The sequence below is a fragment of the Chryseobacterium sp. SIMBA_029 genome, assembly GCF_046535275.1.
Lineage (GTDB): Bacteria > Bacteroidota > Bacteroidia > Flavobacteriales > Weeksellaceae > Chryseobacterium.
Genome location: NZ_JAWRXA010000006.1, coordinates 291931 through 311056 on the forward strand (window position 1 = coordinate 291931; position 19126 = coordinate 311056).

A 19126-nucleotide genomic window follows, 5' to 3' on the forward strand; every position below is an offset into this window, starting at 1 on the left:
CACTTTTATCCCGTCTTCATTGTTTCCATCAAGGTCATGAAAAAATGCTTTCCAGCTTTCCACATTTTCCAGTTTGTTTTCTGTCACAAACTTTGGATCGTAAATCCCGTCAGTCATAAGGATAAGATGTGAAAAATCTGGAACACAGTTGATTCCAAAGCGCGAGCTGATCTGCGGATCGTTAAAAATTTCCTTCATGGTGATAAAACGGGTTCCGCCGCCAAATTCACCCACATCCATCTGGTTCAGGAGCTTCACTTCTGAAAAATCAGGATTGATAAGATTAATCGGGCAGTCCCCTACTCCAAAAGTCAGGATTACATATCCAAAATCGAATTTTTTAGCAAGCGAAAAAATCAGGGTTGCATGCAGATCTTTTATGGAGAAAGAATGTTCGTCCGCTGTTTTCTGCAGGAGGTTATAAATATGCAAAGCTCCTTTGTACAGCAGTCTGATAATATTTTGTTTTGCGACCATCTTTGTATCTGTCGTATTACCCTCCGCGTCGGTTTCCGGAACTTCTTCCTTCTCTGTATAAATAGTCTTAACATTGTTTTCAATCTCATTCATCACCTCTTCATTGTTGAAAAAATTCCGGACAGCTTCTGTAGAAAGCTGAGAGCCATATCTTGCCTTTTTTGCAGAACCAGCACCATCCGACACCGCAATAATACTCCAGGCTGAAGGCAGCTCACTCAACGCAAAATCATCATCTCTGAATGTTCCTTCATGAGCATGAGAACGGCCTCTTTTGGAAGCAATAACAATTTTTTTATCTAAAAATTTTCCTTTGTAAACAGCTTCTTCGGGTTTATAAAAAATGGCATTCAACGGGCTTGCAATGTTTTTCCAGAGATCTTTCGGATCTGCATTTACAAAAAGCTGAACGGTTTTCATCTCTACATTCTGCTCATCATTCACATGAAAAAACTCAATATCCAGATCAAAAGTATTGTTGATCACCGGAGTTCCCTTAATCGTATTATTCTCAAATACCAACCCGATAGGCTCAAGGTTTCTGATATTTTTTATTTTGATATTCGGAAACTTTTCCATGTCAAAACTATATTCATATGCCTGTTTGGAATTGGCATTTTTTATCATGAAATGAGCTTCCTTAAACTCTTCTTTTTCTTTATAAATCGTAGCTTCCTGCATAATGTTTTGTTTTGCATTTGAAATACGCTGCAGCTGTTTATGAACATTCGCGTTGTTAATAAGCTTAGAAACCACTTTGTCTGCCATTTTTCCTTCCAGGTGGATCGTATCTTTTAAGATGTCTTTAATATCATTCTCCATCATTACCCCAGTGTTCTGTTAATATCAAATCCTTCACTTGAAAATCCGTAATAATCTGAAGTACCGCACCAAGGGCAGGTACTGTGTCCTTCACCTTTCAGACAATGGATACCGCCACAGGAGCAGGTCGCCAACGCAATTGGATTCGCACAGTGCGGACAGGAAGCTCCGCCCTGCAATTCTTCTATTGAAATCTTGAGATTGCTCTTCTGTGAAGATGAAAGTCTCAAATAGGAATTTTCTTCAATTTTGTAAGCACCATCCAGTCGGTAATATCTCGTAGACATCCCCTCAATCCCTGAATCTGTAAGCGCTTTTTTAAATTTAATCAGGTACAGTTTCTTCGTTTCGGAACATTTTCCGTTCAGAACCACAAAGTTGTTATCCGGAAACCTTTGCTGCATTTCGGGATTTACTTTTTCCAAAATAATAGAATCTATTTTAGACAGATTAATTCCTTCTTTATGCGCTTCACTGACGCTCTGACTGGTAGTTTTAATAGAATCGGTTACCCATTTGAAAAATTCCCGGTAAGAATTTTCATCGGTATTTTTAAACAAAAGAACGTTGTTAGACAGCGATCCTAATAATTTATAGTTGGTATTATCTCCTATAGAAACCGCAATAGTATTGGCTTTTCCGTTGTAGTTTTTATTCCATCGGTCAATTGCTGTTGTAGCATCATCGGTTGGAATTCCGTCTGTAAACAGGAAAACTATAGGTTTCCAGTCGCCCTTTCTTTCGTAGGTTGTTTTTACCACTTCCTTATCGATACAATCCATTACCGTAAACAGTCCTTTAGACAAAGACGTTCCGCTTCCGATAGGAATTTTAGGCGGATAGAATGATATGATATCCTGAAGAGGGGTAATGACTTCTGATTCTCCTGCAAATCCAATGATAGAAATCCAAACGGTTTCTAATGAATAAGGATCTTTTTTTAATTCTTTAATAATGGTAGCAATACCATCCTGAACCTGCTCGATAGGCTCTCCTACCATAGATTCTGAGATATCGACCAAAAAATAAATGGGTAATCTTCTCATGGTTTAGTTTAAGTACAAAAGTTATTAGACGATAATATTAAGCTCAGACGGTGGTGGCGGTAAGGTCATACTTTCGCCGGTTCCCTGTGTTTTTCCTCCCATCGTAATGGAAGAACTCACCCACTTAAAGAATGAAGAAAGAGTAACGGCATCCGTTGCATCCAGCTTTACCACATGATCGGTAAGTTCTCTTAAAAAAGTCTCGTCCGCTTTAGGACCCGCTGCACAACCTACAATCACTCCAAATTCCAGATTTTTTATGATTGGAATCATCTGTCTGTATTTTTGAAGATCTGAAGGTTTACCATCTGTAAAAATAAAAAGAAGCGGCTTCCAGTCTCCTTTTCTGTCAAGAGAACCTTTTACCAGTTCCCGCTGAACAAGGTCAGCAACCATTTCCAAGCCTTCTCCCGTATGGGTAGGCCCACTTTCCGGGCAGGTAATTTCCATCGGATGAAAACTGGCCAGATCTATTAAGGGAATAATATTCTTAACCTCGCGGTCAAAAGTAATGACACTGATATGCAGTGTATCCATCGCCTGCGGATCTGCCCTAAGCGTGCTTATAAGCCCGTTAAAACCGTTATTTAATGCCTGTATAGGCTCACCCTTCATGGAACCTGAAGTATCCAGCAGAAAGTAAGCCGGCAATCGCCTGTTCATTATGAAACGAATGTTAATTCCGACGGAGGAGGAGGCAGCTGATCAAGACCGAATACTTCCTTCCCTGATTCTTCCAGCTTAGTAGAAGTCGTGGAAATCGAAGCGGTAACCCATTTGAAAAACTGGGCAATACTTTCAGAATCTGCATTCTGCAAGCTCACCACTTCGTTGGTGATCTGTTTCAAGATAGAAGAATCGGCACTTCCGCCTACCGCACAACCTACAAGGAATCCTTTGTAAACAGCTTTCAATTTATCAAAACCTGCCTGCCAGTCGTCAGTTGGAACCCCATCGGTCATAATGAACGTCATCGGTTTCCAGTCTCCTTTCTGTTCCAGGGTGGTTTTACTCACCTCTGTCTGTACTTTATCTGCTAATAAAGCGAGTGCACCTCCAAAAGAAGTGACACCAGACGCTTTAATATCCACCATTTGAAAACTTGCCAGATCCGTTAACGGGATGATCTGTTTGGCATCAGTATCAAAAGTAATGATACTGATGTACGCCGTTTCCAAAGCCTGAGGCATCTGTCTTAATGAATGCATCATCATCTGTACTCCATTTTTCACGGCTTCAATAGGTTCTCCGGTCATGGAACCCGAAGTATCTAATAATAAATAAACTGGAAGTCTTCTCATCTATCTTGTATATGTGTATTGTTTTAAAAGGTCTATAAAATTATCAGTGGAATGCGGTTCTCCAACAGCGCGGAATTTCCAGTCGTTGTTATGACGGTAGGCTTCAGCAAAAACCATAGAACACATCCCATTCATACTTGAATCTCCTGAAAGACTGTACTTGGTGATTTCTTTTCCTTTGGCGTCTACTGCTCTGATAAATGCATTGTCGATCATTCCGAAATGCTGATTATTTTTTCTTCCCAGATAAATGGAAACTACAAATACGATTTTCTGATAAGCCTGGTCCAGCTGATCCAGTTTAACGATGATCTGTTCATCATCACCATCTCCGGCACCGGTTCTGTTATCTCCTGTCAGCCAAACATTTCCGCTTGGATGCTGCATAGAATTAAAATAGATAACATCTCCCTGATACAAGGCAACCTGTCTTCCGTCACTGGTCTGTCCCGTTCTTCCAAGGTTGGCTACTTTGCCGTTAGCATCTAATAAAAATGCAATGGCATCAAGGTCATATTCAGCTTCTTTACTGAATAGTTTTCCTAAAAACCCACCTTGTTTCCTTACATCCCATCCTAAACCGATCGTTACTTTAGAGAGGTCATAAACATTTTCCCCACGGTCATTTTTTCTTAAATCAATCGTCTGACCTTTCTGTAAATTAATTGCCATAGTTATTATTTTGTATTAGTGTTTTTTTATTTAATGATAGGACCTTTGTAATATTTTTCCAGAAAGAATGACAGGTCGGCCCTGTAACCGATTCCTGAAGCTTCGAATTTCCAGCTTCCGTTTCTTTTGTACAGTCTTCCGAATTCTACTCCCGTTTCAATGGAAAAATCTTCATCCAGTTCGTATTTAGCAATTTCCTGGTTGGTATGGTTGTCTACGATGCGGATGTAAGAATTTCTCACCTGTCCGAAGTTTTGCTTTCTTCTTTCAAAATCTTCAATCGTTACCACAAACAGAATTTCTTCTACTCTGGAATCTACTTTTTCCAGGTCAACGATAATTGCTTCATCATCATCTCCATCGCTGTTTTTCCCGTTGGGATCGTCACCGGTGTGCGTCAGGGCTCCGTCCGGAGAATTCAGATTATTATAAAAGACAAAACATTCTTCACTCACTAACTTTCTGTCAGAATCAATCATGATGGCAGACGCATCAAGATCAAAATCGTGGCCTGTTCCTTCATTTGGGTCCCAGCCCAATCCTATTGTCATTTTCGTCAGACCCAGATCAATTTTCTGGCCTTTCTGTAAATTAATTGCCATAGTGCTTATATTATAAATTTATTTTTGCCTTAAGATAAATTTGATTTATGAACTGGCCAAATTTATTTATAAAAAATAATGCACTCATTACGGTTTTCCGTAATAATTATTGATTGCATCCAACAAAAAAGTCCAATTAAAAAATTGGACTGTATAGAGTATATTTATTTTTGATTTTAATGCTGATGTTCCTGCTGCGATACCGCTTTATTTCTCGCTCTTGCCAGCATGGGAATAGAAATAAGTCCCATCACCAGCATAATGCAAATCTGCAATGGAAGTGATATAAATGAATAGGTAAGGCCCATTTCTCCACCAAACTCAGCACTTTTACCCATTGACAGAAATAAAGCCATAAAACCATACTTCATAGCCAGGTTAAAGGCTCCGATGCCGCCACTTGCAGGAATAATCATTCCTAAAGTACCTACCACAATGATAAAAAAGCCGTCTGCAAAAGTAAAATTCGAGGTTTCAGGAAGGGCGAAACACACCAGATAGGCTGCAAAATAATAGCAAACCCAGATTCCTATGGTATACAGGATGAATTTCCCTTTTTCTTTTAGTTTGAAAATAGAGGTCAATCCTAAGAAAATACCATCGATAAAACCGATAATTTTACCTAAAAAAGGAACCCCAGCCAACCTCTTTTTAAAAATAAAAAACAGAGCTGTTCCTACTATCAATATAAAAAGGATGATTATAATTTTAGTTGGGCTTACATTTACCCCTGAGTTTTTATAAAATGATAAAATTGCTTCATATTTAAAAATCAAGGTTAATCCTAAGAAACCTCCCATACACATCAGATCCACCACTCTTTCCAGGATAATCGTTCCAAAAGATTTGTCCACCGGCACTTTTTCTACTCCGTACAAAGCTGTAGCTCTTGCCACTTCACCGCTTCGGGGAATGGTAAGATTCATTAAATAGCCAAATGAAATTGACCAAAGCGCATTGGAACTAGAAATGCGGTGCCCCATAGGTTCCAGCATCAAATTCCAGCGTATGGCCCTGAACCAATAAGCGAGAATCCCAAATACCGAAGCAAACAGAACCCAAAGATAGTTGGCTTTTGCCAATGATTTCTGGATTACCTTAAAATCAAGACCTCTTAAAGCAAGCCATAAAAAAAAGCCTGCAAAAGCAAGCGATATTACTATTGTTAGTATTGATTGTAAAGGATTCGTTGATTTTTTCTCCATGTATTAGGTAAGAAGGTTTGTTTTTTCATCCGGAAAAACGATTTTCGGCTGGAAAACCTGAGCTTCTTCGGGAGTCATCTGTGCATAGGCAATGATGATGATGATGTCGTCTCTCTGAACTTTCCTGGCTGCAGGACCGTTCAGGCAAACTTCTCCTGATTTTCTCTTTCCTTTAATAACGTAGGTGTCAAAACGCTCACCGTTATTCACATTCACAATATAGACCCTTTCTCCGACTACCAGACCGGCTGCCTCTATAAGGTCTTCATCTATCGTTATACTCCCAATGTAATTAAGGTCTGAGGCCGTAACCCTTACCCTATGGATCTTAGACTTGAAAACTTCTATTAACATGCTGCAAATTTATTAATAAAAATTAATAAAACAGGCTTTTAAAATGATTTTAAACTAACAGAAACACAGTACTTTAATTTTATTAAAAGTAAAAAAAATTAATTCTGGTTATAAAATCAGTAACCATATCCTTAAAAACATTAATACTTTGTACGTAATTCAGGATTTAATAAATACAGAAAATAATATCCATTTTTTGCTAAAGTCAATACACATAAGCATTTGGCATGATTTTAGTAACGCCTAACGTAGGTTTTACGTGAAAAGTCAAATTATCATATTTTAACCAATTTAACTCAAAATCAAAAAAATTATACAAGTTTTAATAAATAAATTGCACAATTACAAAATATTATTATATTTGCTATAATTACGAACTAACTTAATATTAAAAATTATGAACAAGTCTGAATTAATCGACGCAATCGCAAAAGACGCAGGAATCACTAAAGTTGCAGCTAAGTCTGCTTTAGAATCCTTTATTTCTAACGTAACTTCTACTTTAAAGAAAAAAGACGGAAAAGTTTCTTTAGTAGGATTCGGTACTTTCTCAGTAGCTGAGAGAGCAGCTAGACAAGGAATCAATCCTGCAACTAAAAAACCAATTAAAATTGCTGCTAAAAAAGTTGCTAAATTCAAAGCTGGCGCTGATCTATCCAACGCAGTTTCTGGAGTGAAGAAAAAATAATCATTCAGATTATAAAAATTCAAACCTCATCCATGGATGAGGTTTTTTTATGCGTAAATCCTTAGTACAGGACTATAATCGGAGAAAATGATTAGGGTGCTAACCTGGAAATTTTCCAATCCAGACCGTCTACCAGTTCATAGATAATTCTATCGTGTAATCTATTAGGTCTGCCCTGCCAGAATTCAATTTCATACGGTTTTGCTATATATCCGCCCCAGTTTTCAGGTCTTGGAACCTCACTGTTCTCGTATTTCTGTTCGAGTTCTTTTAATTTCACCTCCAAAAATTCCTTATTAGGAATTACCTGACTCTGCGGAGAAACAGCTGCCCCAAGCTGACTTCCTTTTGGTCTTGAATGAAAATAGCCGTCACTAAGATTTTCAGCAATCTTCTCTAGATCTGCTTTGATAATAATCTGCCTTTCAAGACTGGGCCAGAAAAAATGAAGACATGCTTTATGATTTTTTTCTATGGCTTTTCCTTTTCTGCTGTCATAGTTCGTATAGAAGATGAATCCTTCATGCGTATAGGCTTTGAGTAAAACCATTCTTGTCCTTGGACAGCCGTCTTCCTCTACCGTAGAAACTGCCATTGCATTGGATTCAGAAATAGCAGGATTTTCACTGGCGTCCATAAACCAATCTCGGAATTGCTCTATCGGATTCTGTTTTATCTCACTTTCAATAAGTTGGGATTTCTCGTACACTTTTCTGTGGTCGTGCAGGTTTTCCATAAATATTTTTTATTAAATTTGAGTATGAATTACTCATACAAAGGTAAAATATTAATTTCCACACCTGACATTTCCGGTGATATTTTTTCCCGATCGGTCGTATTGATCATTGAGCATAATGAAGCGGGTGCATTTGGTTTAATTTTAAACAAGAAAAACAATCAAATGAGCGGCAAATTCAGAAATTTTTTTGACTTCAAAATAGAGGTATATGATGGTGGGCCAGTAGAAAATGAAAAAGTGTTTTTTATTGCCAAAGGAAAGAAAGTAACTGAATTGTATACTGATATCAGCAACGATTTTTATGTGACGGAAGACATAGAAAATATTATCAGTTCAGTTTTAAGCGGTGAATTGGATATCCAAAATGTAAAAATATTCTCAGGCTATTCCGGGTGGTCTTCGCTTCAGCTGGAAAATGAGATTCAACGGAAAATGTGGACAGTGGTTGATATCTATAATCTGGATTACACCCTTCCTAATGATCAGACGCTTTGGAAGTCTATCATGCAGAATCTCGGCGGGGAATACCTGCTGTGGGCAAATTCACCAGAAGATACTTCTATGAATTAATAGGAATCCTATTCAATCCGACGTGAAATAACATTAACAAACTTTAAGATTCTGTTAACCAATTTTATAGAAAGAATTCCCGTTATTTGACAAACCAAAATCACTGAAAAATGAAAGGAATTAAACTTATTGCTTTATCAGCCTTTTCTACAGCATTTTTATCTTTCACCCCTGTTAACAAGAAATATATTGTCATTGATGCCGGACACGGTGGTAATGATATGGGAGCAGTCTACCAGGATACTGTAGAGAAAGATATTACTTTGCATATTGCCCATGAAATTGAAAAAATCAATACAACTCAGGATAAATACGAAGTTATTTTAACGAGAGGTTCAGATGATGATATCATTCTGGCCGACAGAACAGCAAAGATTAACGATCTTAAACCTGAAATGGTGATTTCACTTCACGTCAACAGCAATCCTAAAGAGGAAACCCCAGATAAAGGAACTGAAATTTTCGTACAAAATTCCGACAGTTCACGAAAATTAGCTGAAAAAATTTCCAAAAAGTTTAATGTCCGAAAAATTGAGGAACGCAATCTTCATATGTTGAGAGAATCACAATCACCTACGGTATTGGTGGAACTTGGATTTGTAAATAATACTGAAGATAGACGGTATATGACGAGTGAAAAGGGACAACAGGAAATCGCAAAAAAATTCATTGAGGTTATCAAAGAATATTAAATAAAAAACAAGTTCTGATCTATTCAGAATAAAACCCGGTAAAGGACTGTAGTATTATGTTGTTTACCGGGTTTGTCAATTTAAAAACTTCGCTTCCAGCTTTCGATCAATTCAAGAAAACGAGAACATTCAAAAGTTTTATTTCTTATCTTACCTACAGAAAATATGCCTTTCTCATCAGAAATCATTAAAATTTCTTCGGCCTTCTGAGATTCAAATGCAATAATTTCGTGTTCCTGGATATCGGCAAGGTTATTTTTATGCAGAAAAGTGACAAAATTTTCCAGTAAAGGAGAAATGTACGCTCCTTCAGACTGCTTGGGAACTTTTATAATATCCCCTTCCAGAAACAATAAATTTCCAGAAGTAGAACGCGCAATTCTTTTATTGGGGTTAAGAAGAATAACATCATCCAGATCATTTTCCTGGGCATAAATGCTGCCATAGATATTTTCCGGACTGTGAACCCTGATATTGCTGAGTAAATTGTTATTGACGTTGATTTCTTTGATCAGATCTAGTTCCAAAGGTCTTGGATGTAACGCCAGAACATCTTCTTTTTCTTCCACTTCATAGAAATACGAAATTGATGATTTGGACAGCGTCATTCCATCAGAATTTCTGAATACCTGAAAATTAATGATTCCTTCTTTAATTCCTTTTCCTTCTATAACGTCTTTTTGAAAGAGTGACTGGAAAAATTCCAGGGTATAGGTTAATGGAATATTCATTCTCATTTTTCTCATGGAAGCCATTAAGAAGAAATAGCATTCTTCATCCATGATAAGTTGAGCATCCTTTATAAAAAAGGAAACCTTTACCGCATCTCCCACAAGAAATGCTCTATTCTTTGCATTGAACTGGCCTGATGTAAAATATTGATCTTCCAATTTTCTATCTGATTTAATTATAAAAAAATAATGAACGATAAATCGTTCATCAGTTTTACCATTTCATACAGCCCGACATTATGCCGCACCCAATTTTATTCTAAGGTTTTCGATAAGGTTTTCCCAATACATGGCATTTTCTTCCTCATCTCCTTCTTCACAGAAATCTGTGATATTTAAAGCTAAGTCTTCTGTAATATCATCTATAGTGATGGTCATTTCAAAGAAATGTTTTGTTCCTTCATCTTCTTCCCATCTGAAACGAACGAAACCTTCAGGCTTATATCTAATCAAAGTGGCCTTCTCAGCAGGACCTCCGCCCCAACTAAAAAAGAAATCGTCCCCTTTCTCTACTACCTCATCCGCAAACCATTCAGACAAACCCTCTGCAGTCGCCAGATATTCATATAAAATCTCTGATAGACAATGCATTGGAAATTCGTAATGGACTTTATGTTTAGCCATATAATCTTTGTTTTATCGTCCCGCAATATATAAATTAATTTTTTTATTACACAAAAATGGGTGTATTTTTTTGTACAATCTTCATGATATTTGTCACGGCTGCCAAACCTCGATTTTAAAAGAAAAAATAAGATGTCATGCATAAAAAATCTCCTCCGAGACGGAAGAGATTTTTATATTAGTTTTCATTCAGTACCTCGAGAATAATCCGGCACCCTTCTCTGATTTCATCAAGAGAAAGGGTAAGCGGCGGAGAGATTCTTAAATATTCATTTCTGTATAACTGCCAGAAAACGATCAGGCCTTTTTCCATGCATTTTTTGGCAACTTCCAGGGTGTATTCAGGAGAACCAAGGTTTACGGCAAGCATCAGCCCCATTCCGTTGATATTTTTAATTTTCGGATGAACCAACAGCTCCCTGAAAAGATTTTCTTTTTCCTGTACTTCATTCATCAGACCGCTCTCCAACACTTCTTTCAGTGTTGCGTAGCTGGATGCTGCAATTAAAGGGTTTCCGCCAAAAGTAGTAATGTGGCCTAATTTAGGAGAATGAGATAAGGTACTCATGATTTCACGGGAGCTCATAAAAGCTCCAACGGGAACTCCCCCACCCATTCCTTTACCCATCACCAAAATATCGGGAACGATCCCAAAATGCTCAAAAGAAAACAGTTTCCCCGTTCTTCCGAATCCCGGCTGTATTTCATCTAAAATTAAAAGAGCTCCTACTTCTTCGCATCTCTTTTTCAGCTTAATCAGATAATCATGGTTGGGAACCAGAAAACCCGCGGCTCCCTGAATCGTTTCCAGGATAACACATGCTGTTTTTTCAGTAATCTTGTCAAAATCATTCTCATTATTGAATTCAATGAAAGAAATCATAGGCAGCAACGGACGGAATTCCCTTTTATGGGTTTCGTTTCCGGAAACGCTTAATGCACCATGGGTATTTCCATGATAGGAATCTTTGAATGAAACGATCTCTTCTCTTCCGGTGTACCTTTTGGCAAGTTTCAGACTTCCATCGATAGCTTCTGCTCCACTGTTCACTAAGTAGGTAATTTCAAGCGGATCCGGAGTCGCTTCGGCCAACAAACGGCATAGTGCAACCGGCTTTTCCTGAGCATATTCGCCATATACCATTACATGAAGGTATTTATCTGCCTGTTCTTTAATAGCCTCTACAATTTTAGGATGGGAATGCCCCAATGTATTGGCAGAAACTCCTGCCACAAAATCGAGATATTTTCTACCGTCTGTGCCATAAATATAGCTTCCTGAAGCCTTTTCAACTTCAAAACCTGCTGCAAATTGTGTGGTCTGTGCCTGATATATAAAAAAGTCTTTCTGCATTTCCATTATTGTGAAAAATTTCAGCAAAGCTATAAAACATTCATTACATGCCGAAATTATCCTGCTAGAATAAAAAAATTGCCCTTAATAAAAAATTAGGGGCAATACCATTTGATGGTAATATATTGATGTGTTTATTATTGATTATAAAACTTTTTCTACGGTTACATAGCTGTTGTTTGTAACAGTATAAGAGGTTGTTCCTCCGACTTCTGAAACGGCCTCCAGGGTTATATATTGCCCCTGCACGACATATACAGAAAAGTCAAGATTAATTTTTCTGTTTGTTCCGTCAAAGTTTACCGTATTTTCCAGCAGTTGAAATCTTTGAGCATCGTTCACATACAAGCCTGCCCCTAATCTGCTGCTGAATGATCCCGCAGGACCTGTAAAGTTTATATTTAAATTTATTCTGTATAAACCTGTCTGCCGTATATACAGCCTATTGAGGTTAGCACCGCTTACTGCTACATTGGTTTTCAGTTTTAATGGATCTGCTAAAAAATTAGGCTTGTCTATTAAAGAATTAATAGGCAGCAGCACAGATCCAGAAGTCGTAGAAACAGAATTGATCTGAAACCGTGAAATATTATCAGATTCCACTTCAAAAGCCTTACTCCAAACAAGTCCGTCAAAAACCATTGCTTCTCCTGTACTTTTTACAAAAATCAGCATTCCTTTTAAAACGTCTATACTTACTGATGGTGCATTTACTCCTGTATAAGGGAGGTCTGTCGGAGTTTCAACAGCGGGAAGACCAAAACCTTTTACTCCGGTTGCCTCACTGGTATTGGTGACATACATCATTACCTTATCATTTCCGCTGGCGTTAGAATCCGGATTGGGAATATTGGTAAAATTTACCTGTGCATTGTACATACTTATGGTAAATAAAAACAAGCAGTATATATATTTTTTCATGATTAATAGGCTTTAATTAAACGTGCAGCGATGTACGAGTTAATGGAATTTGTGTCTGTTCCGTATGCTGATAAAGCACCTCCTGAAATGGCATTGGAACTTATCGAAGGAACAACTCTCAGTTCTGCTCCTGCAGGCAGTGAAATGGTCTGGGCAAAACTTGAAGATTTGTTCCCCTGGGTATCAATAATGAAAACTATAGAATAGTTAGATTTTGAAACAACCGTTTCCCAGTCTGAAGCCGGTGTATATTTCACCTGCAGTGTTAATTTAAACTCAGTAACACCCGCCTGCGCTCCGAAACTCCCGCCTGTAAAGCCTAAAGCTACTCCTACATCATAAATTCCAGCTGTTTTTACCGTTACTGAACTTGGATTTTTTAATAACAGATTATCCACCAGGACCTGGCTCTTGTTGTCTGGTGCAAGATAGCTTGGAGTGCCTCCCGCAAAACAAAATCCTATTCCAAATGATATACACGGAATTGTGATTCCGGCAGAAATTCCCAATCTGGATCCTTTAGGCTGATAAATCCCTTGTATTTGTCTGGCAGGATTCCATGAATACCCGTCATATTTATAATATTGATCATCATTCTTGTTATAGATCAAACTCCCGGTAAGATTAGCATAATCATCAAATACATCCGGTGCCGAAGCATTGTATCTTGGAAACGATGTATAGATATTGGAGTAAGGAAGTATGACTCCCCTTGTTCCGTCTTGAATTTTCAATATATTTTTATTACTACTGATTTCACTCCCAATAACAACTTGAGCATGAAAGGAATATTGAAAAAAGAGTGCTATAATTAAAATAATTCTTTTCATCTTATTGCATGTTTATTTTTTCAACAATAACTTCAGATATCGCATTTCCTGCTGTAGTCATCGAAAAAGACATATTATTGCCTCCCAATGCTCCTGTACAAATACCGCTTCCTATATCCTGGCTTCCCGCAAGGGTAAGTCTCAGTTTATCTCCGGCATTAAAAACTCCCACATAGGTAAACGCTAGTGACTGTCCCACATCAATAGATCCCGGAAGCAGACTGCTTACAGAGAGCGCTCCTGCTGTAGAGCTGCTAGATGTATTATTGATGGGTCTCCAGGTTGGATCGGCTGTAGTACTCAATTCGAGACCGAGTTTTGACTGCAGGTTGATTACAACTCCTACACAAAGCGGTGTACTTATATCAACGGTTCCACTTTTGAAAGATACTTTGTATAAACCTTTCGTATTGATGTTGATAACATTACTGGTGGCGGCCGCCAGTGAAACATCCGTTGAGATCTCGTTGAAACTCGGAGTGCTGGTGGTGAAATTAATATTGGCAGCTGTGCACGTCTTTACAGTAAGAGCACAGGCTAATCCACAGGTTCCGCAACTCGTTGTGACATTTCCGGATCTTACAAAACGGCTCATTTTATTATTTTTCATTACTGAAACAATAGGATCTGATATTTTCCATGTTGTTCCGTCATTCTGCACAACGCTCCCGGTCTCACTATTAAAAATGATCGAACCCTGGGTTCCACTTCCTGTTGTACCTACAGCAGAAGCGGGAAGTACTGTTGCTGTATTAGCCCTGGGCAATCGGGCGGCATAATCGTCTTGTTTTACGTGAAGTAGTGTCCTGGAATCTGGTTGAAACGTCAGGTCTTTCGAAATCCCAACCTGTGCAATGGCCTTTATGTTACACAATAAAATAACCATAAGAATAAAGTTTGTTTTCATTTTGATTTTATGTTACTTAAATTTAAAGAAAATTATAGTTCGATAAATCTTTTTCTGCATAAAAATAAAACTGAAACATAAATAAATTTTTCAAAAAGTAGAATTTTCGCTGTGATACTGCGGATTTTGATTATAAAATAATTCACAAAATACATTTTTATTGGCTGAGAAAAAGTCATTTTATTGAAAAAAGTCAGCCCTTTATTTCCATTTTAAGTCAAAAAAAATCACCATTTCTTTGTTTGAAATGGTGATTTTTATTATTTGGTAAAAATTATTTTCTGGTTCGCTTCGGTTTTTTAGCTTCTTCCTTAGCTTGCGCTTTTTCTATTGCTTCCTGAGCCTGGTTATATAGTTTATCATCCGAGGTATATTTAATTTCCTCATAATTAGGAGAATCCACCAATATATCCTGCCATTTTCGGATCCGGTCTTTAGTATTCCAGTTAAAATCAGTAAACTTTCTTTTCGCCGGCTCTATCCTGCTCATTGGATAGGTATCGGAATTGGCTCCAATACTGCAAGAAATGATTTGCAATGCTTTTTCTTCAAAAAGGGCACCAATAATACCACAGGTAGAAAGGGTAATCCCTATCCGCTCCGGTTGCTTAGTTTCCTTATTGACATCATCTACATACGCAATTGACTGGGCATTCCCAACTACTCTTGCTTCTTTAATATCATTTTTTTCGTAGTAGACCGTCATATACTTCCCTTTCACCTGATTGAATTCATCTTTAAGAGTTAATGAATCAACTTTAGTTATTGCAAAAGCATTTCCAATGACTTTCAGGGAGTCAAGATCTTCGGTTGCGGTATTAAAATATGCTTCTACTTTATCACCGGTTACCTGTTTTTCACCGCTCCAGAGGATTGGTTTTGTATACATGTGCATGATTCCGTCTGTTTCATTGAACGCTATGGAATCTGCTCTTCCCTGAGCATTTGATTTATAAAACCTTGCTTTTTTATAAGCTCGCAGAAAACTTTTTTTCACCTTAATATCCAAAGCATCTGGCTTCTGATAGGATATGATTTTTTCTGCTGCGAAATAGATAGAGTCTTTTTCAAAAGCTTTTACAGCGTAAGGATTTTTGGTCATCATAGAAGAGTCTTTCTTTTCGAAAATTTCTCCATACCCTCCTTTTATAAATCTCCTTTCTTTTGGGTCATCCAGGGTTACATTCCCTGTTGCCTTTCCAAATCCTGTAAGTTGATTGAAGTACATGGTGTCACCTGTAAGAATCTTATCATTATAGAACACTCTCGAGTTTTTATATAAAAAAGCTTCTTTAGTGTTTGTGTTATAATTTCCTTTATCTGTGACAATACGGTTTTTAGGATCCTTTTTATTGGTAATTGTTGTAGGTCCATTGATATCAACAATATTTGTACTTTGGTTCTGAACAACATTATCTCCTTCCAAAATATATTGAGCATCTTCAATTTTTACTCTTCCAGTAAGATCGATAATACGCGTTGTTAGAAAATAAGTTGCAGATTTTGCATAGGTTATACTTTTACCATCATTAATCGTTCCCCCCGTGTTGTAATAAGCCTGATTTGAAATTCTGTCATAATACATTGTTTCAGTCTTAATAACGGTGCCTTTCGGATCGGTAAGAACTACATTTTTACGGGCAACTCCTTTTTGGGTATTGGCATCATATTCCATCTCGCCGGCAGTAATGACGGATCCGTCTGTGTTTTGAAGTTTTGTATTGCCTATTGCCTTTACAAAATTCTCCTCATCATAGATCACCACTTCATCCGCTGCAAGAATAGAACCCTGATGCTCTATCTGTACATGGCCGGTCAGATATTGATTCCCATTATATTTATCGAGACTTTTCTTGACCTCATCTGCATGGATGATCCTTACTTTGTCTTCGGGTTTTGATGGTACCGGCTTAGCTTTTATCGGTGTTTGTAAATAAGGATCCCTCTGCACAGGCGGCTTCGTGTCCTGTGCAAAATTGAAGGTTGAAATAAAAATTAACAGAAAAAGGACTATTCTCATTGATTAATCATTCTTAGTGCCATAAAAATACAGCGAATGAGAATCAATTTTTACGCCAAATGCATCTTCAATTGCTTCTTTAATTCCTTGAATTCGGGGGTCGCAGAATTCGATGATTTCTTCAATTTCTTTATCTGAATCTTTTTTGTAAATGACCAGGTGATCATGTTGTTTATCAAAATAAGATTTCTCGTAAGATGAAGAAGTCAGTGTTTTTTCTCCAAACTGATGCTTGCGTATAAGGCCTGCATCAAGGAAAATTTCAATAGTATTGTAAATAGTTGCTTTCGAAACATGATATTTTTTCTGCATCATCAATAAATACAGATCATCCACATTAAAGTGGTGATCCATATTATAGATTTCTTCCAATATCGTGTATCGCTCAGGTGTATTTCTGAAACCTTTTTCTAATAAATAGTTTCTTAAAACATCTTTTATTAAAGCAATATTTTTTTCTTTTTGTATAGTATCCATCAAAAAAATTATCTACAAATTTATTGATTTTTATTTAAATACATATTAGACAGTTTTGTTAAAGGATATTAACTGTTGTGACGTAAAAATTCAGCCTGCTCAATTTTGTTGTCATACACGGTTAATTCCGTAATAGGAGCAGATTCCACCACTACATTGTGTGAAGTAACACCCCATGATTTGAAGTCATCGCTGCCTATATATTTAACGAAATTGTAGATATTAAGGGTAATTTTCTGTTTAACCGTCAGAAGTATATCGTTGATATAGGTGTTATCTATGACCACATATTTCAGATCCGGAGGAATATTATGAGCTCTTAACGATGGATGGCTGCTTCTTGAAGGAATCGTGCCATCAGCCATCAGATCTTTCAGGACCATATTAAAATAGTCATTAATTCTACGATCCACTTTAAATCCTAACAGGAAGTTGATTTTATATACTGTTCCCGGTAAAATTTCATCAACGGTGTATTTAAAAGTATACGGATCTTCCTGGTTGACAATACTTAATATAAAGTAATGATCAGCTCTTTTTGGTTGTTTCTTGATGATAGAATAAATAATCTTAGATTCTACTTCATCATTTCTTTTGGCTCTGCTCAGATAAGCAAGATTGGTGGCGTACTTAGGGATTGTTTCATCCAGTTTCATATCCTTGATGATCGAAACATAGCTGTCGATCTTTACAAAATTGATGAATTTGGTTTTAATTAATCTTCCGTTATACCAGGCATACATACAAACTCCGATGAATCCGGCTAATATTACGGTAATCCAACCACCTTCAAAGAATTTAATGATATTAGCACTGAAGAATCCTAATTCAATAGACATATACACCATGGCAAAAAGCAAAATCAACAGTTTATTGACTCTGTGTTTGAGCAGCCAGAACACTAATAATAAGGTTGTCATCAGCATCGTCACTGTAATGGACAGTCCATATGCCGCTTCCATCTTACCGGATTCTCTAAAGTGGAGAACCACGATAATACATAAAATAAGAAGTCCCCAGTTAATTCTGGGAATATACATTTGTCCTTTAACCCCTGATGGATAATCAATTTTTTGATTAGGCCACAGATTAAGAGACATAGCTTCTGAGAAAATGGTGAAAGATCCGGTAATCAATGCCTGACTGGCAATAATTGCCGCCGCAGTAGCTAAAATTACCGCAGGTACGATCATCCATTCTTCCATGATTCCAAAAAATGGATTCACTACGGAAAATCCAGGTTTTCCATAATTGGTTAATAACCAAGCTCCTTGTCCTAAATAGTTTAAAATAAGCATGATCTTAACAAAGGCCCAGCTTACTCTGATATTTTTAGCACCACAATGTCCTAAATCCGAATAAAGAGCTTCTGCCCCTGTTGTACAAAGGAAAACTGCACCCAGGATAACAATTGCACTAGGAGAATGGGCGATAAGTTTATAGGCATAGTAAGGATTGAAAGATCTTAAAATTTCAAAGTTTTCACTTAAATGCATTACTCCCAGCCCTCCTAAGACTAAAAACCAGACAACCATTACAGGTCCAAAAAATTTCCCGATAAAACTGGTTCCAAATTGCTGTACTACAAAGATTAAAATGAGAATTCCAATGGTAATAGGAACCACAGGTGTATGAGGATTGTAAATCTCAAGACCTTCAATGGCGGACATTACTGTAAGTGAAGGTGTAATCACCCCATCAGCAACAAGAGCTGCAGCGCCTATAATAGCAATAAGATACAGCCAGCGCTTTTTAAGGTTTTTAACAAGAGAAAATAAGGCCAAAATACCCCCTTCCCCTTTGTTGTCTGCTCTTAAAGCAATGATCACGTACTTTACAGTAGTTTGAAGAGTAAGTGTCCAGATAATGCAGGAAAGTGCACCCTCTATATATTCATTGAAAGGCATATTACTGCCTACGTCTCTTGCGTTTACAATTGCTTTCATTACGTAAAGCGGGGATGTCCCGATATCTCCGAAAACAATTCCTAAAGAGACTAGAATTCCAATAAAAGAAAGTTTTTTAATGTCAAAATGATGACCACCTTCTGTAACTTCTGCCATATCAGCTAATTTATTTAAACGCGCAAATTTA

General features: G+C 37.3%; 21 protein-coding genes and 1 pseudogene. 3 read left to right on the plus strand and 19 right to left on the minus strand.

The genetic code is table 11. The features are described 5' to 3' along the window. Window positions 1-5: 5 nt before the first annotated feature. From SB679_RS13225 to panD, 9 genes and pseudogenes are all read right to left on the minus strand, one after another. Window positions 6-65 (minus strand): hypothetical protein, encoded by a 60-nt coding sequence (locus SB679_RS13225; RefSeq protein WP_410702857.1) that lies wholly within the window; start codon window positions 63-65, stop codon window positions 6-8. Continuing rightward, window positions 43-1302, minus strand: a pseudogene (locus tag SB679_RS13230) (PP2C family serine/threonine-protein phosphatase); the annotation flags it as partial. The gene SB679_RS13225 and the pseudogene SB679_RS13230, both read right to left, overlap by 23 nt. Continuing rightward, complete coding sequence (locus tag SB679_RS13235) at window positions 1302-2345, minus strand: TerY-C metal binding domain-containing protein (RefSeq protein ID WP_410702788.1); 1044 nt, start codon at window positions 2343-2345, stop codon at window positions 1302-1304. The pseudogene SB679_RS13230 and the gene SB679_RS13235, both read right to left, overlap by 1 nt. Before the next feature lie 24 nt (window positions 2346-2369). Continuing rightward, on the minus strand, window positions 2370-3008 hold the full coding sequence (locus SB679_RS13240) for a vWA domain-containing protein (protein ID WP_410702789.1): 639 nt from the start codon (window positions 3006-3008) through the stop codon (window positions 2370-2372). Beyond that, on the minus strand, window positions 3008-3646 hold the full coding sequence (locus tag SB679_RS13245) for a vWA domain-containing protein (RefSeq protein WP_410702790.1): 639 nt from the start codon (window positions 3644-3646) through the stop codon (window positions 3008-3010). Before SB679_RS13245 ends, SB679_RS13240 begins: the two co-directional genes overlap by 1 nt. Beyond that, window positions 3647-4318, minus strand: a complete 672-nt coding sequence (locus SB679_RS13250) for a TerD family protein (RefSeq protein WP_034709955.1) — start codon at window positions 4316-4318, stop codon at window positions 3647-3649. 26 nt (window positions 4319-4344) lie between these two features. After that, on the minus strand, window positions 4345-4920 hold the full coding sequence (locus SB679_RS13255) for a TerD family protein (RefSeq protein ID WP_410702791.1): 576 nt from the start codon (window positions 4918-4920) through the stop codon (window positions 4345-4347). A 176-nt stretch (window positions 4921-5096) separates the two neighbouring features. After that, on the minus strand, window positions 5097-6125 hold the full coding sequence (locus tag SB679_RS13260; RefSeq protein WP_410702792.1) for a lysylphosphatidylglycerol synthase transmembrane domain-containing protein: 1029 nt from the start codon (window positions 6123-6125) through the stop codon (window positions 5097-5099). Between the two features lie 3 nt (window positions 6126-6128). Then, complete coding sequence (gene panD / locus SB679_RS13265; protein ID WP_034709952.1) at window positions 6129-6479, minus strand: aspartate 1-decarboxylase; 351 nt, start codon at window positions 6477-6479, stop codon at window positions 6129-6131. 397 nt (window positions 6480-6876) lie between these two features. Between panD and SB679_RS13270 the strand changes: the two genes are divergently transcribed. After that, a complete protein-coding gene (locus tag SB679_RS13270) occupies window positions 6877-7167 on the plus strand; it encodes an HU family DNA-binding protein (protein WP_034709951.1) in 291 nt (96 codons plus the stop codon). Window positions 7168-7258: 91 nt separating this feature from the next. Here SB679_RS13270 and pdxH read toward each other — a convergent pair whose 3' ends face one another. Then, window positions 7259-7903 (minus strand): pyridoxamine 5'-phosphate oxidase, encoded by a 645-nt coding sequence (gene pdxH / locus SB679_RS13275; RefSeq protein ID WP_410702793.1) that lies wholly within the window; start codon window positions 7901-7903, stop codon window positions 7259-7261. Between the two features lie 24 nt (window positions 7904-7927). Between pdxH and SB679_RS13280 the strand changes: the two genes are divergently transcribed. Both SB679_RS13280 and SB679_RS13285 read left to right on the plus strand, forming a co-directional pair. Further along, window positions 7928-8476: a YqgE/AlgH family protein gene (locus SB679_RS13280; RefSeq protein WP_410702794.1), complete on the plus strand. Its 549-nt coding sequence runs from the start codon at window positions 7928-7930 to the stop codon at window positions 8474-8476. Between the two features lie 110 nt (window positions 8477-8586). Continuing rightward, complete coding sequence (locus SB679_RS13285; protein ID WP_410702795.1) at window positions 8587-9168, plus strand: N-acetylmuramoyl-L-alanine amidase family protein; 582 nt, start codon at window positions 8587-8589, stop codon at window positions 9166-9168. 80 nt (window positions 9169-9248) lie between these two features. Here the strand turns inward: SB679_RS13285 and SB679_RS13290 are convergent, their stop codons facing one another. The 9 genes from SB679_RS13290 to SB679_RS13330 all read right to left on the minus strand — a co-directional run bounded on the left by SB679_RS13290 (window position 9249) and on the right by SB679_RS13330 (window position 19095). After that, window positions 9249-10058 carry an aminotransferase class IV gene (locus SB679_RS13290; protein ID WP_410702796.1) on the minus strand — a complete coding sequence of 270 codons (810 nt, stop codon included), beginning with the start codon at window positions 10056-10058 and terminating at the stop codon, window positions 9249-9251. 78 nt (window positions 10059-10136) lie between these two features. Further along, the gene (locus SB679_RS13295) at window positions 10137-10523 is read right to left on the minus strand and encodes an START-like domain-containing protein (RefSeq protein ID WP_034709946.1); all 387 of its coding nucleotides are present in this window, start codon (window positions 10521-10523) and stop codon (window positions 10137-10139) included. A 178-nt stretch (window positions 10524-10701) separates the two neighbouring features. Beyond that, window positions 10702-11877 carry an aspartate aminotransferase family protein gene (locus SB679_RS13300; protein WP_410702797.1) on the minus strand — a complete coding sequence of 392 codons (1176 nt, stop codon included), beginning with the start codon at window positions 11875-11877 and terminating at the stop codon, window positions 10702-10704. 144 nt (window positions 11878-12021) lie between these two features. Then, on the minus strand, window positions 12022-12798 hold the full coding sequence (locus SB679_RS13305; RefSeq protein WP_410702798.1) for a hypothetical protein: 777 nt from the start codon (window positions 12796-12798) through the stop codon (window positions 12022-12024). Window positions 12799-12800: 2 nt separating this feature from the next. Further along, the gene (locus SB679_RS13310; RefSeq protein WP_410702799.1) at window positions 12801-13628 is read right to left on the minus strand and encodes a hypothetical protein; all 828 of its coding nucleotides are present in this window, start codon (window positions 13626-13628) and stop codon (window positions 12801-12803) included. A 1-nt stretch (window position 13629) separates the two neighbouring features. After that, on the minus strand, window positions 13630-14535 hold the full coding sequence (locus SB679_RS13315) for a hypothetical protein (protein ID WP_410702800.1): 906 nt from the start codon (window positions 14533-14535) through the stop codon (window positions 13630-13632). Between the two features lie 274 nt (window positions 14536-14809). Further along, a complete protein-coding gene (locus SB679_RS13320; RefSeq protein ID WP_410702801.1) occupies window positions 14810-16555 on the minus strand; it encodes an OstA-like protein in 1746 nt (581 codons plus the stop codon). Between the two features lie 3 nt (window positions 16556-16558). Next, the gene (locus tag SB679_RS13325; protein WP_034709941.1) at window positions 16559-17032 is read right to left on the minus strand and encodes a Fur family transcriptional regulator; all 474 of its coding nucleotides are present in this window, start codon (window positions 17030-17032) and stop codon (window positions 16559-16561) included. A 68-nt stretch (window positions 17033-17100) separates the two neighbouring features. Then, entirely contained in the window at window positions 17101-19095 is a 1995-nt protein-coding gene (locus SB679_RS13330) for a KUP/HAK/KT family potassium transporter (protein ID WP_410702802.1), read from the minus strand. Between the last annotated feature and the right edge of the window lie 31 nt (window positions 19096-19126).

Excerpts from the sequence above, each read along its gene's own strand:
- SB679_RS13235 (WP_410702788.1), bottom strand. The coding sequence starts at position 2,345 with ATGAGAAGATTACCCATTTATTTTTTGGTCGATATCTCAGAATCTATG.
- SB679_RS13240 (WP_410702789.1), bottom strand. The coding sequence starts at position 3,008 with ATGAACAGGCGATTGCCGGCTTACTTTCTGCTGGATACTTCAGGTTCC.
- SB679_RS13245 (WP_410702790.1), bottom strand. The coding sequence starts at position 3,646 with ATGAGAAGACTTCCAGTTTATTTATTATTAGATACTTCGGGTTCCATG.
- SB679_RS13250 (WP_034709955.1), bottom strand. The coding sequence starts at position 4,318 with ATGGCAATTAATTTACAGAAAGGTCAGACGATTGATTTAAGAAAAAAT.
- SB679_RS13255 (WP_410702791.1), bottom strand. The coding sequence starts at position 4,920 with ATGGCAATTAATTTACAGAAAGGCCAGAAAATTGATCTGGGTCTGACG.
- SB679_RS13260 (WP_410702792.1), bottom strand. The coding sequence starts at position 6,125 with ATGGAGAAAAAATCAACGAATCCTTTACAATCAATACTAACAATAGTA.
- panD (WP_034709952.1), bottom strand. The coding sequence starts at position 6,479 with ATGTTAATAGAAGTTTTCAAGTCTAAGATCCATAGGGTAAGGGTTACG.
- SB679_RS13270 (WP_034709951.1), top strand. The coding sequence starts at position 6,877 with ATGAACAAGTCTGAATTAATCGACGCAATCGCAAAAGACGCAGGAATC.
- pdxH (WP_410702793.1), bottom strand. The coding sequence starts at position 7,903 with ATGGAAAACCTGCACGACCACAGAAAAGTGTACGAGAAATCCCAACTT.
- SB679_RS13280 (WP_410702794.1), top strand. The coding sequence starts at position 7,928 with ATGAATTACTCATACAAAGGTAAAATATTAATTTCCACACCTGACATT.
- SB679_RS13285 (WP_410702795.1), top strand. The coding sequence starts at position 8,587 with ATGAAAGGAATTAAACTTATTGCTTTATCAGCCTTTTCTACAGCATTT.
- SB679_RS13295 (WP_034709946.1), bottom strand. The coding sequence starts at position 10,523 with ATGGCTAAACATAAAGTCCATTACGAATTTCCAATGCATTGTCTATCA.
- SB679_RS13300 (WP_410702797.1), bottom strand. The coding sequence starts at position 11,877 with ATGCAGAAAGACTTTTTTATATATCAGGCACAGACCACACAATTTGCA.
- SB679_RS13305 (WP_410702798.1), bottom strand. The coding sequence starts at position 12,798 with ATGAAAAAATATATATACTGCTTGTTTTTATTTACCATAAGTATGTAC.
- SB679_RS13310 (WP_410702799.1), bottom strand. The coding sequence starts at position 13,628 with ATGAAAAGAATTATTTTAATTATAGCACTCTTTTTTCAATATTCCTTT.
- SB679_RS13315 (WP_410702800.1), bottom strand. The coding sequence starts at position 14,535 with ATGAAAACAAACTTTATTCTTATGGTTATTTTATTGTGTAACATAAAG.
- SB679_RS13320 (WP_410702801.1), bottom strand. The coding sequence starts at position 16,555 with ATGAGAATAGTCCTTTTTCTGTTAATTTTTATTTCAACCTTCAATTTT.
- SB679_RS13325 (WP_034709941.1), bottom strand. The coding sequence starts at position 17,032 with ATGGATACTATACAAAAAGAAAAAAATATTGCTTTAATAAAAGATGTT.
- SB679_RS13330 (WP_410702802.1), bottom strand. The coding sequence starts at position 19,095 with ATGGCAGAAGTTACAGAAGGTGGTCATCATTTTGACATTAAAAAACTT.